Annotated in this window: 17 protein-coding genes and 1 riboswitch; of the genes, 13 read left to right on the top strand and 4 right to left on the bottom strand. The window is 72.5% G+C overall.

Annotated features, from left to right (window positions below):
* Positions 1-238: 238 nt before the first annotated feature.
* Complete coding sequence (locus ASE25_RS04615) at positions 239-613, top strand: iron chaperone (RefSeq protein WP_056823129.1); 375 nt, start codon at positions 239-241, stop codon at positions 611-613.
* 18 nt (positions 614-631) lie between these two features.
* Here the strand turns inward: ASE25_RS04615 and ASE25_RS04620 are convergent, their stop codons facing one another.
* Positions 632-1,027 carry a VOC family protein gene (locus tag ASE25_RS04620; protein WP_056823130.1) on the bottom strand — a complete coding sequence of 132 codons (396 nt, stop codon included), beginning with the start codon at positions 1,025-1,027 and terminating at the stop codon, positions 632-634.
* 228 nt (positions 1,028-1,255) lie between these two features.
* Between ASE25_RS04620 and ASE25_RS04625 the strand changes: the two genes are divergently transcribed.
* From ASE25_RS04625 to ASE25_RS04640, 4 genes are all read left to right on the top strand, one after another.
* Positions 1,256-2,035 (top strand): CHRD domain-containing protein, encoded by a 780-nt coding sequence (locus ASE25_RS04625; RefSeq protein WP_056823132.1) that lies wholly within the window; start codon positions 1,256-1,258, stop codon positions 2,033-2,035.
* 125 nt (positions 2,036-2,160) lie between these two features.
* Positions 2,161-2,952: a sortase domain-bontaining protein gene (locus ASE25_RS04630; protein WP_056823136.1), complete on the top strand. Its 792-nt coding sequence runs from the start codon at positions 2,161-2,163 to the stop codon at positions 2,950-2,952.
* Between the two features lie 338 nt (positions 2,953-3,290).
* Positions 3,291-3,478, top strand: a riboswitch (cyclic di-AMP (ydaO/yuaA leader).
* Positions 3,479-3,482: 4 nt separating this feature from the next.
* Positions 3,483-4,370 (top strand): CHAP domain-containing protein, encoded by an 888-nt coding sequence (locus ASE25_RS04635; RefSeq protein ID WP_056823138.1) that lies wholly within the window; start codon positions 3,483-3,485, stop codon positions 4,368-4,370.
* A gap of 280 nt (positions 4,371-4,650) precedes the next feature.
* Positions 4,651-5,721, top strand: coding sequence for an alkene reductase (locus ASE25_RS04640; protein WP_082622687.1), 1,071 nt, complete (start codon positions 4,651-4,653; stop codon positions 5,719-5,721).
* A 163-nt stretch (positions 5,722-5,884) separates the two neighbouring features.
* On the opposite strand, the gene ASE25_RS04645 is transcribed toward ASE25_RS04640, so the two are convergent.
* Complete coding sequence (locus ASE25_RS04645; protein ID WP_235508538.1) at positions 5,885-6,532, bottom strand: GNAT family N-acetyltransferase; 648 nt, start codon at positions 6,530-6,532, stop codon at positions 5,885-5,887.
* Positions 6,533-6,541: 9 nt separating this feature from the next.
* Positions 6,542-7,552, bottom strand: coding sequence for a potassium channel family protein (locus ASE25_RS04650; protein WP_056823141.1), 1,011 nt, complete (start codon positions 7,550-7,552; stop codon positions 6,542-6,544).
* 380 nt (positions 7,553-7,932) lie between these two features.
* On the opposite strand from ASE25_RS04650, the gene ASE25_RS04655 reads away from it, so the two are divergent.
* The 4 genes from ASE25_RS04655 (at position 7,933) to ASE25_RS04670 (ending at position 11,483) form a co-directional block, all read left to right on the top strand.
* On the top strand, positions 7,933-8,259 hold the full coding sequence (locus ASE25_RS04655) for a hypothetical protein (RefSeq protein ID WP_056823145.1): 327 nt from the start codon (positions 7,933-7,935) through the stop codon (positions 8,257-8,259).
* A gap of 81 nt (positions 8,260-8,340) precedes the next feature.
* Positions 8,341-9,201 carry a membrane protein insertase YidC gene (gene yidC / locus ASE25_RS04660; RefSeq protein WP_056823147.1) on the top strand — a complete coding sequence of 287 codons (861 nt, stop codon included), beginning with the start codon at positions 8,341-8,343 and terminating at the stop codon, positions 9,199-9,201.
* A gap of 48 nt (positions 9,202-9,249) precedes the next feature.
* Positions 9,250-9,960, top strand: a complete 711-nt coding sequence (locus ASE25_RS04665; protein ID WP_235508539.1) for a DinB family protein — start codon at positions 9,250-9,252, stop codon at positions 9,958-9,960.
* Positions 9,957-11,483 (top strand): sulfatase, encoded by a 1,527-nt coding sequence (locus ASE25_RS04670; RefSeq protein ID WP_056823149.1) that lies wholly within the window; start codon positions 9,957-9,959, stop codon positions 11,481-11,483. The genes ASE25_RS04665 and ASE25_RS04670 overlap by 4 nt, the downstream gene beginning before the upstream one ends.
* 20 nt (positions 11,484-11,503) lie before the next feature.
* Here the strand turns inward: ASE25_RS04670 and ASE25_RS04675 are convergent, their stop codons facing one another.
* Positions 11,504-12,400: a CHAD domain-containing protein gene (locus tag ASE25_RS04675; protein ID WP_056823152.1), complete on the bottom strand. Its 897-nt coding sequence runs from the start codon at positions 12,398-12,400 to the stop codon at positions 11,504-11,506.
* Positions 12,401-12,506: 106 nt separating this feature from the next.
* On the opposite strand from ASE25_RS04675, the gene ASE25_RS04680 reads away from it, so the two are divergent.
* The 4 genes from ASE25_RS04680 to ASE25_RS04695 all read left to right on the top strand — a co-directional run bounded on the left by ASE25_RS04680 (position 12,507) and on the right by ASE25_RS04695 (position 16,619).
* The gene (locus ASE25_RS04680; RefSeq protein WP_235508540.1) at positions 12,507-13,436 is read left to right on the top strand and encodes a S1C family serine protease; all 930 of its coding nucleotides are present in this window, start codon (positions 12,507-12,509) and stop codon (positions 13,434-13,436) included.
* Positions 13,437-13,511: 75 nt separating this feature from the next.
* Positions 13,512-14,627, top strand: a complete 1,116-nt coding sequence (locus ASE25_RS04685; protein ID WP_200958972.1) for a MoxR family ATPase — start codon at positions 13,512-13,514, stop codon at positions 14,625-14,627.
* Complete coding sequence (locus ASE25_RS04690; RefSeq protein ID WP_056823154.1) at positions 14,606-15,616, top strand: DUF58 domain-containing protein; 1,011 nt, start codon at positions 14,606-14,608, stop codon at positions 15,614-15,616. Before ASE25_RS04685 ends, ASE25_RS04690 begins: the two co-directional genes overlap by 22 nt.
* A gap of 10 nt (positions 15,617-15,626) precedes the next feature.
* A complete protein-coding gene (locus tag ASE25_RS04695; protein ID WP_056779748.1) occupies positions 15,627-16,619 on the top strand; it encodes a VWA domain-containing protein in 993 nt (330 codons plus the stop codon).
* Position 16,620 lies beyond the last annotated feature (1 nt).

Genomic DNA, 16,620 nt, shown 5'->3' on the forward strand with positions numbered 1-16,620 from the left:
CAGGGCCTTCGAGCGTCAGGGCCTTCGAACGCCAGGGCCTTCGCACGTCAGGGCCCCAGACACACGGAGGACGGCCTTCAGCACGTCTTGCGGCGAGATCGTCGGTCCAATTCAGCTTTTGTAGTTTTGTGACCGTTTGGTCACTAAACGTGTACTTACTTTGCAGTCGTCCGTTTCGCCCAATACAGTCGAGTCACCCCCTCCAACGACCGGTCCGGAACTGAAGTGAGGACCAGGATTGGCCCCGAGATTTGCGTCAGTCGATGACTACATCGCCTCCTACCCCGAGGAGACGCGAACTCAGCTTGCGGGGGTCCGCCGCACGATCCGCGAGGTAGCCCCTCACGCGGGCGAGAAGATCAGCTACGGCATGGCGACGTTCACCGTCGACGGCAAGCCCCTCATCTACTACGCCGGCTGGAAGAACCACGTCGGCCTCTACCCCGTCCCGACGGGTGACGCGCAGTTCGAGGAAGCGATCAGCCCCTACCGGCGCGCCAAGGACACCGTGCGTTTCCCGATCAGCCGACCGGTCCCGCTCGAGCTCGTCTCCGAGATCACCGAGCTCTGCCTCAAGCGCCGCGCGGCCGTCTCCGAGGGCCACGACGCCTGACACGCTGCCCGCCGCGGATCAGCCGGGGCCGGGTGCCTCGATGACCGCAAGGACGTTGCGGGCCGGGTCGGTGAACCACGCGATGAGCGGTCCTCCCTTGCGGAAGACCCCCTTGGCATCGGTCTCCATCGGCGTCCCCGCATACGTCTCGAAGACGACGCCCTTCGCGCTCAGCTCGTCGACCGCGGCCTCGATGTCGTCGACCGGGAAGTTGAGGATCGTGAACGACGCCGGCTCGTGGTTCGGCTTCGGGTAGACGAGCGTGGGACGCTCGCCACCCTCGCCGGCGAGGTGGAGCGTCAGCATGCCGTTCTCCTCGGTGACGCGCAGGCCGAGGGTGTCGGCGTAGAACGCCCGGGCGGCGGCGACGTCGTCGACGGAGAAGCCGCTGAAGGCGTGGGAGTCCTGGAGCACGGTGTGTCCTTCCGTGAGGGGGTTAGTGGTCGGGCGGCGCGCGCCCGGTCCCTCCAGTGAAGACCCGTGGGGCGCGCCACGGCGCGCCTCCATCGAAGAAACTTCGGTGGAACCCCAATCCAGTGGTCCTGCCTGCGGCGAACCCCCGCCCGGAGACGGTCGACGACGACCCCCCGTCTGAAGCAGAGCAGGATGGACGGTTTGTCTCCTCGTCAAGGAGGAACACAGATGCGCACCACCACCACTCGGATCGCCGGCGCCAGCCTCGCTGCTGCCGCCGCCATGGCCCTCAGCGTCGGCCCGGCCTTCGCCGCGGACGCCTGGGTCAGCGCCAACCTCAAGCCCGTCGCCGGCAACGGTGTCGACGGCAGCGGTACCGCCATGGTCGAGGTCACGGGCAACACGATCACCGTGACGATGGCCGCCAACGGCCTGCTCCCCGACAACCCGCACGCCGCGCACATCCACTTCGGCGCCGAGGCCCGTCACGAGTGCCCGGTCCTGTCCGACGACAAGAACGGCGACGGCCACCTCAACACGACCGAGGGCGGACCGGCCTACGGCGACATCGTCGTGTCGCTGACCAAGACCGGTGACACGAGCCCGAAGTCGGGCCTCGCGATCGACCGCTTCAGCACGGCGCCCGGCGGCAAGATCGCCTACCAGCGCGGCAGCATCAAGGTCTCGAGCGGCGTCGCGAAGGCGATCTCGGCCGGCCAGTCCGTCGTCGTCATCCACGGCGTCGACTACAACAAGGACGGCAAGTACTCCGGTGCCACGAAGAGCGACCTCATGCCGTCGCTCCCGACCGAGGCCACCGACCCGGCCCTGTGTGGCGCGCTGCGCGTCGCCCCGGCCGGCGGGATGCACACCGGCGGCGGCCAGGCCGCTGACGGCCTCAAGAGCGGTGGCCAGAACGAGGCCCTCATGCTCGTCGGTGCTGGCGCCCTGCTCGCCGCGGCCGGGACCGGCGCCTTCGCCGCCCGTCGCACCCGCTCGCGCGCCTGAGCGACCGACACCGAGCGGCCGACATCGAGCGGCCGACATCGAGCGGCCGACACCGAGCGGCCGAGTTCGAGCGGCCGACACCGACACGACCGACACCGACACGACCGACCGGGAGTGACCCGACCATGAGCGCACCGACCGGCTCCACGCCCGAGCCGACGTCGCCCACCGGCGACCGCAGCACCCGCCGCATCGGCGCGGGCGTGACGGCGGCGCTGGCGGTCACGGCAGTGCTCGTCGTCATCGGGATCGTCGCGCTCGTGGTCGGCCTCAGAGGGAGCCCGGGGACCCCCGGCCCGCCGCAGCCCGCGGCGGGCGGGGTCGCCACGGCCAGCGCCCCCGCGGCGTCCGGCCCGTCCTCGTCCAGCCCGTCGGCGTCCCCCGGTCAGGGTGGGACACCGACGGCGGGCAGGACGGCCGGCGCCGCGCCGGGCACCGTCGGCATCGGTGACTTCCTCGAGGCGTCCGAGCCGACGTCGATCGAGATCCCGTCGATCGGGGTGCGCTCCTCGCACTTCGTCCGGCTCGGCATCCAGGCCGATGGCACGATCTCCGTGCCGGGCACGGCCCAGGAGGTCGGGATCTACGACGCCGGCCCCACGCCCGGCCAGCTCGGCCCGTCGGTCCTCGCCGCGCACGTCGACACCCCCTCGGGCGTCCCGGGCATCTTCTACGAGCTGGGCAAGGTCAGGGCCGGTGACGTCGTCAAGGTGTCGCGCCGGGACGGGTCGCACCTGACCTTCACCGTCGACAAGGTCGCGGCCTACAAGAAGTCCCAGTTCCCGACCGAGCTCGTCTACAAGGGCGACTTCACCCAGGCCGAGATCCGCCTCGTGACGTGTGGCGGGCCGACCGACAGCCGCAACGAGTACCGCGACAACGTCGTGGTCTTCGGCCACCTCTCGCGCGCCGCCTGACGACCGCTCCGGGACCGCGCCCGGCCCGACCCGCACTCGAGCCTCGCTCGAGCCACACTCGAGCCACTTCAGCCCGGCGCATGCCGCGGGGTCCCCCCGAGGGACCCCGCGGCATACCCGTGGGGGGCTTGTCGAGGACCCCCTCCGGATGTGATCCACGTCTCACCCAGCTGAAGGTAAAGCGTTGGTATAGACGGGCACTTCGGACATTCAGGGGCGATCGGCGCGCGTCGTCGTTACCGTGGCGTGACATTTGCTAGTCGCCTCGTCTAGTCTTCCGGGAGTTCGGCCACCTGGCCGGGCTCTCGTGAGGTGGACCGCCTAGTCCTGTCACCGCCTGACGAGAGAGATCGAACCTTGTGACAGGAGCGGAGGAACCACACGTTTCTCCGGACGTCCTACGCAACGACTTCGGACGTCCTTGGGGTGAAGACCCACCCGCCACGCGAGCTTCGCGGGGCGGGGGTGGCCCGGGCACCTTTCCGCCCGAACCCGACAGCTAACTTCGTAGGCGCGGAGAGGTAACACGCGTGAACACTGAGAACATCCGCGGTCGCCATCGTGCGCCAGGCCGCCACAACCCCCTCAACGAACTCAAGCTCCTCGCCCGTGAGTCGGCTCAGCCGGCCATGAAGGCGGGCGCCGTCGTCGCCGCCACCGGTGGCCTGGTCGCCACCTTCGCCAACCCGGCGAGCGCCGACACCCTGTCGCCCAACTCGGGCGACGTCGCGGCTGCTGCCGGTGTCGACGCCGCGGCTCCCGCCGCTGTCGGCCCGGCCACGGCTGCCACCCCGGCCGCGTCGACCGCGCTGTCGAAGATCGGCTTCGCCCCGGCCGCGCAGAAGGCCGTCGCCCACCGCGTCGCGCCGGCCAAGCCGCAGGTCATCGAGGACGTCCAGGTCAAGTCCGAGCGGGCTGCCGCCAAGGCCGCCGCCCAGGCCGCCGCCCAGCGCAAGACCGCCTCCCAGCGCGCCTCCCGCGACCTGACCCGCGCCACGCTGACGACGAGCACGTCGTCGGCGAAGGCGAGCGTCAACTCCACGACACCGAGCGCCTCGTCCGGCGTGCGCGCCTCCTCCAACTGGGCCACCGCGGGCCAGTGCACCTGGGGCGCCCTCAACAAGTGGTACCAGTCCGAGGGCTACTACCCCGGCGGCTGGACCGGCAACGCCATGGCGTGGGCCTCGGGCGCAGCGTCCGCGGGCTACACCGTGACGGGCACGCCGCGCACGCGGTCGATCCTCGTCATGCAGCCCGGCGTCCACGGCTCCTCGAGCGTCGGCCACGTCGCCTGGGTGACCGCGGTCAACGGCAACGAGGTGACGATCATCGAGATGAACGCCCTCGCCGGTGCGTACAACTACAACACGCGCACGCTGACCGACGGTCCCGGCATGAAGTACATCTACGCGCCGTGACCCACCGGGTCGTCATCTCGACGACCTCCGCGACGACCAGCGCGGAGTTCTCAACGAGCTGAGCGCGTACGAAGGGGAGGATGCCTGCGCATCCTCCCCTTCGGCATACCCACCCGAACCCCTGCGGCCCGCGTGGGATCCCCCACACGCGCAACCCTGGACACACGGGAATGATCGACCGCCTGCCCTCCTTGTCGCCTAGGTAGTTGAAGGCTCCATCGATCGACGGTGGGGGCCGCCAACCGCCACCGACAGTCCCCTAGACGTGAGGAGCAGGCCTGTGTCCACGGCCTTCGAGAGCATCCGCATCGGCCGCTGGGACCTTCCCCAGCGCTTCGTCATGGCCCCGCTGACCCGCAACCGCGCGGGCGAGGGCCAGGCACCGACCGAGCTCAACGCCGAGTACTACGGCCAGCGCGCGAGCGCCGGCCTCATCATCACCGAGGGCACCCAGCCGAGCGCCGTCGGGCAGGGCTACCTCGACACCCCCGGCATGCACTCCGACGAGCAGGTCGCCGGCTGGCGCCTCGTCGCCGATGCCGTGCACGAGGGCGACGGCCGCGTCGTCGTCCAGCTCATGCACGCCGGCCGCATCGCCCACCCCGACAACAAGGGCGGCCTCGAGAGCCTGGCGCCGAGCGCCATCGCCGCGCCCGGCGAGATCGTGACCCCGAAGGGCCAGCAGGCGTATGCCGTCCCGCGGGCCCTGGAGACCGACGAGATCCCCGCGCTCGTGGCGGAGTTCGTCCACGCAGCGCGCCAGGCCGTCGCGGCCGGGCTCGACGGCGTCGAGGTGCACGCCGCGAACGGCTACCTGCCGCACCAGTTCCTCGCGCCGTCGAGCAACGAGCGCACCGACTCCTACGGCGGCTCGCCCGAGAACCGCGCCCGCCTGACCGTCGAGATCACGAAGGCCGTGGCCGAGGCGATCGGCGCCGACCGCGTCGGCATCCGCATCTCGCCCGCGCACAACATCCAGGGCGTCCTCGAGGAGGACGAGGCCGAGACGGCCGCGACCTACGAGTCGCTCGTGGAGGGCATCGCCCCGCTCGGGCTCGCCTACCTCAGCATCCTCGGCGACCCGGAGTCCGACCTCGTCCGCGATCTGCGCAAGCGTTTCGACGGCCCGGTCATCCTCAACACCGGCTTCGGCAAGGTCACCGAGCTGGCCGACGTCGAGGACATCCTCGAGCGCGACCTCGGTGACCTCGTCGCCGTAGGGCGCGAGTTCCTCGCCAACCCGGACCTCGTCCGTCGCTGGCGCGAGGGCGCCCCACTCAACGAGCCGAACTCCGCCACCTTCTACGGCGGCGGGGCCGAGGGCTACACGGACTACCCCGCCCTCCCCTGACACCCCACCGTCGAGTGAGCGCCCGGTAACAGTCGAGTGAGCGCCCCGTCACAGACCACCTGTGGCGGGGCGCTCACTCGACTGGGACGAAGCGCTCACTCGACTGGGCCAGGTCGGATGGGCATCGGCGTAGGCCGGTCAGGTGGGCGCCGGCGCTGGCCCGTCAGGTGGGCTCGGGCGGGTTCTCGGCGGCGCCCCCGGACGGGAGCGGGTCGCCGAGGGGTCGCTGGACCCACGCGACGTCGTGCGAGGCGCCGAACTTCCAGCCGATGTCGCGGTAGGTGCCGACCGGCTCGAAGCCCATCGCCGCGTGCAGCCGCCCGCTCGCCTCGTTGGGCTGGGTCATCCCGGCCGCCGCCATCCGGTAGCCGCGGGCCGTGAGCCGCTCGAGCAGAGCCTCGTAGAGCCGCCGCCCACCGCCACGACCCCGCCGATCGCCCGCGAGGTAGACCGACACCTCGCACGACCACCGGTACGCCGCCCGCTCCTTGAACGGTCCGGCATACGCGTAGCCGACGACCTCGCCCGCGTCCTCGAGCACGAGGAAGGCGTGCCGCGCCTGCGCCTTGGCGATCCGGCGCTCCATCTCGGCGACGTCGGGCCGCTCCGTCTCGAAGGTGACCGTCGTGCCGGTGACGTAGGGGGCGTAGATCGCAGCGCACGCGGCGGCGTCGCCGGGCGTGGCATCACGCACCGCCGGCGCATCGGTCGCACCGGTCGCATCGGGCGCATCGGTCGTACCGGTCGTAGCGGTCGCCGCGATCCGGTCGAGAACGTCGGGCACGTCGGGCACGTCGGGAACGTCGGACATGCGCCGATGCTAGGCCGAGCCCTCGGCACCGGGCCTGCCCGGTGGGTCGTCCTCCGGCTCCTCCGGCTCGCCCTCGGGAGGCGGCTGCTGCGTCCTCGACGAGTCCAACGCCTCGAAGAGGGTGCGAGGGGCGCGGGCCCCGCCCGGCACCCCGCCGGCGCCGACAGCGGCCGAGGCGCGCGGCATACCCGCCGCGAAGCGAGCGACGATGAGCGCGACGAAGGTGACGAGGTAGACCTGGCCGATGACGGCCTCACTCGCCGCGGCCATCCGGCCGAGATCCGTCACTGCTGCGACGTCACCGAAACCGACCGTCGAGATCGTCACGAGGCTGAAGTACATGTACGTCGTCGTCGGCACGTCCTCACCGAAGAAGGGGGTCGACGTGAACGCATCGAGGGTCTGGAAGAGGAAGGCATAGGTCACGGCGATCTGGAGGTAGGCAGCGACCGAGCCCATGATGGTCTGGACGGTGACCACCGTGTGCTGCAGCACCCGTCGGGCGATGAGCACCGGCGTCAGCGCGGCGGCGAGCAGCCACACCGTCTCGGGGGGCACCGTCTGGGTGCCGTCGGCGCGACGGTAGGTCAACGTCGCGACGCTGAGGATGAGGACCGCGGCGACGAGGACGTTGACGGCCCGACGCCAGCGACGTCGCAACCCTGACGCACGGGCGGCCGCGACGAGCGCCAGGCCACTGATCGCGTGCGCGAAGAGCTGGGCGACGACCGAGCCACGGGTGTCGACGAGTCCTTGGACGGCGATCGTGGCCAGCACGAGGACGAGGACGAGTCCGTACCGATCGAGGAGGGGGCGGCGGACGAGGACTTTTCGGCGCTCCGCGCGGCTCGTCGGGCCGGAAAGGTTGGGCCGGTCTGGCCGGTCTGGACGGTCGGGACGGTCGGGCGCACTCGTCGGGGCGGTCCTCGGCGCCTTCGCGTCGTCGTCCGCCCCGCGTTCGGGCCCGCGCTTCTGCCCACGCTCCTGCCCGTGATCGGGCCCGCTGCTGGACTCGGCCATGCCGCCCTCCTCGAGGGTCGCGGGGGGATGGGCTCCCGAGTCCGAGGATAGGGCGGTGGGGCCACCCGCGCCCGTAGGTCGTCAGAGACCGCGCCGACCGAGGGCGTACGCCATGGTCGAGCACCTGCTCGGCGGTCTCCTCCGGCGTCAGCGCGGACGTGTCGAACCCACCAGCCGATCTCACCGAAGTCCCACCGCATCAGGGCCACGAGCGCCTCCCGCCCGTCGGAGTCGAACTGGTCCTCGGGGTCGCGCAGCCCGTTGCGCCGGCACGGGTCGTATGCCGCCGCGAGCGTGGTCGGGCAGACACGGTGACGTACGCTCGAGGTGGGTCGACGAACCCGGGCTGCCGAGCAGCCAGGCCACGAGAGGAGACGGACATGAGCGTCCTGCGCCATCGCACGTCCGCCGACGTGGCCGTGCTCCCCGCCCTCGCCGCGAGCTTCGCCGCGGCGGTCGTCGTCCTCCTCGGCACCCTTCTCGGCACCGTCTCGGGTGCGGGAGCCGGTCAGGTGCTCCTCACCGCGGCGACTGTCGGCGTCCTGACGGTCGTGCTCGCCACGACCGCGGTGCGCACGGTGCGTCCGGTGCCGGTGCGCGTCCACGCGTCGGGGGTCCCCGGCGCCGTGCCCGCGTCGACGGCGTACTGGTGCGCCCTCGACGCGCCGCGCTGCCCCCAGCGTCCTCGGGCCCCGGGTCGGCACTGACCCCGTTCGTCGCACCTGCGACGTCCGGGACTCTGCCCACCCATCCCGGCCCCGCGCGGGCCCGAGCCGAGGAGCTCACCCATGCCTGACCTGCTGTCCCCCTTCACCCATGCCGTCGCCGCGGTGCTCGCGGCCACCCACGACGTTGCCGGCGCGCTCGGCCTGAGCCCGGGCTCCGCGGGCGCCTGGCTGCTCGCCGTCGCGCTGCTCGTCGTCGCCGTCCGCACGGTGCTGCTGCCCGTGACCATCCACGGGGTGCGCAGCTCGCACGCCCGCGCCCACGCCGCGCCCCAGCTGCGTGAGCTCCGCCAGAGGTATGCCGGCAGCCGCGACCTCGAGCAGCTGACCGCGATGCGCGCCGAGCAGAAGGCGATCCACGCCGAGCACGGCGTCTCGGGGTGGAGCCTCGCGCCGGCGCTGCTCCAGCTGCCGCTCTTCTACGCGCTCTACCGCGTCGTCTCCGACCTCACGGCCGGCCACTCGGTCGGGGCGCTCGACGCCGGGCTCGTCGCCTCGGCGTCGGCCGCGTCTCTCGCCGGGCTGCACCTGACGAGCCACCTCGGCACGACGCTGGGGTCGAACCCCCCGGCCGGGCTCGTCCTCGTCGCGGTCGCGCTCGGGGCAGCCGCGCTCAGCCTGCTCGCGCAGCGCTGGTTCGTGCTGCCGATGACCGACGTCACCGACCTGCCCGAGGGGATGGCGACGGTCCAGCGGCTCATGCCGTGGCTCGGCGCGGTCGGCGTCCTCGCAGCGGCGCTCGTCGTGCCGGCGGGCCTCATCGCGTACTGGTTCGTCAACAACGCCTGGACCTTCGCACAGCAGGGCATCATCTGGCGCTTCGCCCCGACGCCGGGCTCACCGGCCGCGAGGCGACGTGACGCCAGGGTGCTGGAGGGCGCCGCATCCCGACGACCCGGTGACGGCGTACCCCGTCTGCGGTGAGGGCGCGACCCCTCGCCGAGGTCGGGGGTGGCGTCTAGCGTGGTCGGCGTGAGCGCGACGCCGAGCGGGACCAGCCACGTGAGTGGGACGAGCGAGTCGACGAGGGTGGGCGGGCCCCACCTCGTCGACGACCTCCTGCGCTACCTGCAGGAGGGGCGTGACGGGCTGCTCAAGGCGCTCGACGGGCTGGGCGACTACGACGTGCGGCGCCCGATCACGCCGAGCGGCACCAACCTGCTCGGGCTCGTCAAGCACGTCGCCGGCGTCCAGCTCGCCTACCTCGGCGACTCGGTCGGGCGGCCGTCGGGCGAGCGGCTGCCGTGGGTCGAGGACGGCTCGATCTGGGACTCGGCCGACATGTGGGCGACGGCCGAGGAGTCGCGTGCCGACCTCGTCCGGCTCTACGAGCGGGCCGCGGTGCACTGCGACGCCACCGTGCGCGAGCTCGGGCTCGACGCCCCGGCGAGCGTCGCGTGGTGGCCGGAGGAGGGCCGGTCGACGACGCTCGGGTCGCTGCTCGTGCGCTGCGTCGCCGAGGTGTCGCAGCACGCCGGGCACGCCGACATCCTCCGGGAGACGATCGACGGGCGGGGCGGACGCGACCACGACGACCTGGGCGGCGAGGCGTGGTGGACCGACCACCTGGCGCGCATCCAGGCCGCCGCCGACGCGCACCGCACGCCGCCGACCGGTGACGGGGCCGGTGACGCGGCCGCTGACGCAGCCGCTGACGCAGCCGACGGCGGGGCCGGCTCATGAGCGACCGCCGGCCCAACATCGTCTTCATGCTGAGCGACGACCACGCCGCGCACGCCATCGGCACCTACGGCTCGGTCGTCAACCGCACGCCGCACATCGATGCGGTCGCGGCGGCCGGCGTGCGTCTCGACAACCTCTTCGCGACGAACTCGCTGTGCGCGCCGAGCCGGGCCTCGATCCTCACCGGCACCTACAGCCACGTCAACGGCGTGACGACCCTCGACACGTTCATCGACGCGTCGCAGCCGACCTTCGTCACGGCGCTGCGCGAGGCCGGCTACCGCACGGCGTTCGTCGGCAAGTGGCACATGGGGCAGGGCTCGAGCGGTGGCGTCGACCACGACCCGAAGGGCTTCGACCGGTGGGACGCCCTCATCGACCAGGGCGAGTACCACGACCCGCGCTTCCTCTCCGCCGACGGGCTGCGCGTCGAGCCGGGCTACGCGACCGACCTCATCACCGACCTCGCCATCGACTGGGTCGAGTCCCTGGACGAGGGCGACCACGACGGGGACGGGGACGGCGACGGGGAGAGGCCGCCGTGGTGCGTGCTCGTGTGGCACAAGGCGCCGCACCGACCGTGGGAGCCCGACGCCGCACACGCGGGGATGTATGCCGAGGGCGGGCCCGCCGGGGGCACACCCATCCCGGTGCCGGCGACGTTCACCGACGACCTGGCGGGACGGTCCGACACGGCCCGTCGGGCGGCCATGCGGATCGCCGACCACCTGACCGAGGAGGACCTCAAGCAGCCGGTGCCGCCCGGGCTGTCGGCGGACGAGGAGGCGCTGTGGAAGTACCAGCGCTACATGGAGGACTACCTCGCGTGCGTCGCGTCCGTCGACGACAACGTCGGTCGTCTGACCGCGTGGCTCACCGACCGGGGCGAGCTCGACGACACGATCGTCGTCTACTCCTCCGACCAGGGCTTCTTCCTCGGCGACCACGGGTGGTTCGACAAGCGCTTCATGTACGAGGAGTCGATCCGGATGCCGTTCGTCCTGTCCTACCCGCGCGCCGTCGCGGCCGGCCAGGCGCTCGACCGGATCGTCACGAACGTGGACATCGCGGCGACCCTGCTCGACGCGGCCGGCGTCGACGTGCCCGAGCGGATGCAGGGCCACTCGTTCTGGGGCGACCTCACGGATCCGGCTGGGGCGCAGCGCGACCGGGAGCGGGAGCGCGAGGGCTTCTACTACCGCTACTGGATGCACGACGACCGGAGCCACCAGGTCGGGGCGCACTACGGCTACCGCACGCACCGCTACACCCTGATCTTCTTCTACAACGACGGGCTCGGGCTGCCGGGCTGCTCGGACCGGCGCTTCGCCCAGGAGTGGGAGCTCTACGACCTCGAGGCAGACCCCGAGGAGCTCGTCAACGTCGCAGACGACCCCTCCTATGCCGAGGTGCGCGACGAGCTCGAGGCGCGGATGTGGCTCGCGCAGCAGGAGGTCGGCGACGATCCCCACCCGGACCAGTCCGTCCCCCGCCTGATCACCGAGGCAGGCTCGGTCTCCTAGGCGATGTCCTGGCCGATGTCCTAGGCGATGGCCTGCTCGATGGCGCGGTCGAGGCGACGCAGGGCCTTGCCGCCGCGGCGCTCGATACGGTCCGCGGCGCGCTGCTCGTCGGCGTCGAGGTGGCCGAGGAGGAAGGCCGCCGCGACGCCCGCGTCCTCGTCGATGGCCAGGTGCCGCAGCGTCGCCCGGGTGACGACGGCGTCGTGGTGGTCGCCGAGGAGGCCCTGCACGTCGGCCGCCCGCTCGGCCACCAGGCCGACCGTGGACCCGGTCACCGGCGCCACGGCCTCGGCGGCGTAGCGCAGCCGCTTGGCGGCCTTGCGCACGTCGTGGAGGCAGGCGGACCGCAGCTCGGGGTCACCCGTGGCGAGGGCGGCCTCGGCGAGGTCCGCCCGTTCGCGCACTCGCCTGCCCTCCTTGCGCAGCACGGTGCGCACGACCTTCTTCGCGCCGCGCTCGCCGTCGTCCGTGAAGGGCGGGTGCCTGACGACGCTGTCGAGCAGGGCGATCGCGGCGGCATACCGACTCGACCCGAGGGTCTCGTCGATGACCTCGGTGGCGGCGGTGGCGTCGAGGTGCAGCCGGGCCCGGAGACCGGTCACGGCCTCGTCGAGGCCGGTGAGGCCGGCGGGGCCGATGTCGTCGAGGAGCGTGTCGACGAGGTCCTGGACGACCTCGGCGTCGCGCGCCTCACCGAGGCGACCGGCCGCCCAGCGCAGCTCGTCGCGGAGCGGCTCGGTGACGGCCGGGTCGACGAGCGCGTGGAAGCTGGCGAGGGCGCTGCGGATCCGACGCATCGCGACCCGGAGGTCGTGGACCCCCTCGGGCTCCCCTGCGCGCACGGCGGCCTCGGCGGTCGCGAGGGCCTCCCGCTGCTCGCGGAGGTGCTCGCTCAGCAGGGACGCGGCGGACGGCATACGCATTGTCTACCCCTCAGCACCGTGGACGTCCCCGCTTCGCCGGATCCTGTGAAGACTCGACAGCCCCTGCCGCTCGGGTCCCAGGAAACGTACAGTCGAAAAGGTGGCACGGGTCACCGCTCCTCCCGCGATCGACACCGCCGTCGCCCCAGGCGCCAGGCTCCTCCTCGGTGTGCCCGGTCGTGCGCCCGACCCGGAGCCCGAGCCTCCCCCGCCGAGCCGGTGGACGCGCCTTCGCACCCGGCTGGCCCGGGTGCCGCGCCGCGTGTGGTGGGGCCTCGTCGCGCTCGTCGTCATCGTCGCGCTCGTCAGCACGTATGCCGTGACGCGACCTCCGGGACCGCCCGTCCTCACGCAGCGCGACGTCGACACGAGCGTCCAGCGCGGCATCGAGAAGCAGGCCGAGGCTGACGCTGCCGCGCCCGCCGACGGGTCGGTCGCGCACGCGGCGATCGCACCGTCGCTCGTGCTCATCCAGACCCGCGACACCGTGGCCGGCGAGCAGCAGGAGGGCAGCGGCGCGGGGGTCGTCGTCAACGAGGACGGCACGGTGCTCACCGCGCTGCACGTCGTCGACGGGTCGACGAACATCACCGTCACCTTCGCCGACGGCACGACCTCACCGGCGAAGGTCGCGACCGAGAAGCCGGAGAGCGACATCGCGACGCTCACGCCCTCGAAGCTCCCCGAGACCGTCGTGCCCGCCGTGCTCGGCGGCGGCGTGGCGGTCGGGGCGCCGGTCTTCGCCGTCGGCCACCCGCTCGGCCTCACCGACTCGCTGTCGGCGGGCGTCGTGTCGGCACTCGACCGGACGGTGCGCGTCGAGGGCGACCGCAAGCTCGAGCACCTCATCCAGATCGACGCGGCGGTCAACCCGGGCAACTCGGGCGGACCGCTGCTCAACAAGGCCGGGCAGGTCGTCGGGATCGTCACGGGGCTGGCGAACCCGACCGACCAGAGCCTCTTCGTCGGCATCGGCTTCGCGGTGCCGATCGCGACGGCTGGGGGTGCCGCGGGCAGCCCGCCCCGCTGAGACCGAGCCTCCGTGGGAGGCGAGCACCCGGCATACGCCATCGACGAGCGTGACCCAGCAGCGTGACCCAGCAGCGTGAACGAGCAGGAGGACGGCATGGACGGACAGGCACCCACTGGTCAACACGCTCGACACGCGCTCGAGCAGGCGCTCTACGAGGTGAAACGGACGATCGTCGGCCAGGACGTGCTCGTCGAGCGGATGCTCGTCGCCCTGCTCGCGCGGGGGCACCTGCTCGTCGAGGGCGTGCCGGGGCTGGCCAAGACGATGGCGATCAAGACGCTCGCGCAGGCCATCGGCGGGGAGTTCCAGCGCATCCAGTTCACTCCCGACCTCGTGCCGGCCGACCTCGTCGGGACGCGGATCTACAACCAGAAGGACGGCGAGTTCCAGGTCTCGCTCGGGCCCGTCTTCGCCAACCTCGTGCTCGCCGACGAGATCAACCGCGCGCCGGCGAAGGTGCAGAGCGCGCTGCTCGAGGTCATGCAGGAGCGGCAGGTGACGATCGGGCGCGAGACCTTCCCGGCGCCGGACCCGTTCCTCGTGATGGCGACGCAGAACCCCATCGAGTCCGAGGGGACGTATGCGCTGCCTGAGGCTCAGGTCGACCGCTTCATGCTCAAGGTGCTCATCGGATATCCCTCTGCCGCCGAGGAGTTCGTCGTCGTCGAGCGGCAGATCTCGGCGGCGGTCGCGACCGTCACGGTGCTCGACCCGGAGATGCTGCGCGGCTTCCAGCGCGAGGCGGACGCGGTCTACGTCGACCCCGCGGTCATCGAGTACGCCGTCCGGCTGGCCACCGCGACTCGTGAGCCGGCGAGCGTGGGCCGGGACGACCTGGCCCGCTTGCTGACGTACGGCGCGAGCCCGCGCGCGTCGATCAACCTCGTGCTGGCGGCGCGGGCGCTGGCCTTCCTCCGGGGACGGGACTACGCGCTGCCCGACGACGTGCGCGACCTCGCGCGGGACGTGCTGCGGCACCGGATCGTGCTGTCCTACGAGGCGCTGGCCGAGGACCTCTCGCCCGACGACCTGCTGACGCCGCTTCTCGCGGCCGTCCCGGTGCCGACGGCTCCGTTGCGCGAGCGGGTGGCCGGGTCGGCGTCTGTGGCAGGCGCTTTCGGGGCTGGGCCTGATGGTGGGGCCGGCGGCTCCGGTGGGGACGCGACATGGGCGCGACCACCACGCTGAGCGCCGAGAGCCTGCTGCGGCGCCTCGAGTGGAGGGTGGTGCGGCGGCTCGACGGGCGACTCCAGGGCGACTACCGGACGCTCTTCCGCGGTGCCGGTCTCGACTTCACCGACCTGCGGGAGTACGTGCCGGGCGACGACCTGCGGCACATCGAGTGGAACGTCACAGCGCGGCTCGACGAGCCCTACGTGCGCGAGTTCGTCGAGGACCGCGAGCTGACGGCGTGGCTGCTGCTCGACCACTCGGCGTCGATGGGCTTCGGGCCGGTCGACCGGCAGAAGGACCTCGTGCTCGCCGAGGTGGCGACGACCCTCGCCCACGTGCTGACCCGCGGCGGGAGCCGGGTCGGCGCCATCGTCATGGACACCGGGGTCGACCTCGTCATCCCGCCGGCGTCGGGCCGCAACCAGGTGCTGCGGATCGCGAAGACGCTGCTCGACCGCCGCGAGGCCCGCATCCCCCTCCTGGACAGTCGAGAGGCCATGAACCGGGAGGGCGGAGCGTCGAGCCTCCGTCGTGGCGTACGCCGGGTGCTGGGTCGCTCGGAGCAGGCTGGATTCCCAGCCCCGTCGGGGACGGTCACGGACCTCGGGGTGCTGCTCGCGGCGGCATACGGCATCGCGCGACGGCGGTCGCTCGTGCTCGTCGTGTCGGACTTCATCTCGGCGGACGGGTGGGAGGCGCCGCTGTCGCGGCTGGCGCGACGGCACGAGGTGGTCGCGATCCAGGTCGTCGACCCGCGCGAGAGCGAGCTGCCCGACGCGGGCGGGGTCTACGTCGAGGACGCGGAGACGGGCGAGCAGATCTTCGTCGACACGAGCGACGTCGCGTTCCGGGCCCGGCTCGCGGCGGCTGCGGAGTCGCGGCAGGCCGACCTCGAGGCGCGGGCGCGCACGGCCGGCGTCGACCTCTACCCGGTGCGGACCGACGACGACCTCGTGCGGTCGCTGCTGCGGATCTCCGAGCTGCGGCGGAGGCGACGGCGATGAGGTGGCGGCGATGAGCGAGCTGTCGCTGACGTGGCCGTGGGCGCTGGCGGGGCTGCTCGTCGTGCCGGTGCTCGTCGCCGGCTACCGGCGGGTGCTGCGCGCGCAGGAGACACGGCGGGCGGCGCTGGCAGCGGACGGGCTCGTCATGCCGGCTCCGGGCCGGTCCCGGTGGCGGCACCTGGGTCCGGCGCTGCTCATCGCGGCCCTGGCCGTCATGGTGCTGTCTCTGACCCGGCCGGTGGCGTCGGTCGCGGAGCCGCACCGCGAGGGCACGGTCGTGCTCGCGTTCGACGTGTCGAACAGCATGGCGGCGACCGACGTGAAGCCGTCGCGGCTCGAGGCGGCGAAGGCGGCGGCGCGGGCGTTCGTGGAGAAGCAGCCGGCGTCCGTGCGGATCGCCGTGGTGGCGTTCGGCGGGACGGGGCTCGTGACGCAGCGACCGACGCTGGACCGGGCGGCCGTGCTGGCGGCGGTGGCGCGGCTCAAGCCGGCCGGCGACACGTCGCTGAGCGACGGGATCCTCGGCGGGCTGAGCGCGATCGTCGGCAAGCCGGTCAAGGCGCCCGGCGATGCGGAGAAGGGCACGGACGAGGAGACGCCGATCGGCTACCACGGTGGGACGGCCATCGTGCTGCTCACCGACGGCGAGGACACCACGGACGACGGACCTTCCGGCGCGGCCGAGCTCGCGTCGGCGGCGGGGGTGCGGATCGAGCCGATCGGACTGGGGACGCCGGCGGGGACGACGATCAAGGTCGACGGCTTCAGCATCGCGACGGCGCTCGACGAGTCGTCGCTGCAGGCGGTCGCGGAGATGACCGGCGGGACGTACCGCCGGGCGTCGGATGCTGCGTCGTTGGCTTCCGTGTATGACGCGATCGAGCTGCAGTGGACGACGCGGACGGTGCCGCACGAGGTCACGTCGTGGGTGGCGGCGTTCGCTGCGCTGCTGCTGCTCGGCGGGGCGACGGTGTCGGTGCTGCGGCGGGGGCGGGTGATCTGAC

Origin of the sequence: Terrabacter sp. Root85 (assembly GCF_001429185.1) — a bacterium.
Classification (GTDB): domain Bacteria; phylum Actinomycetota; class Actinomycetes; order Actinomycetales; family Dermatophilaceae; genus Terrabacter.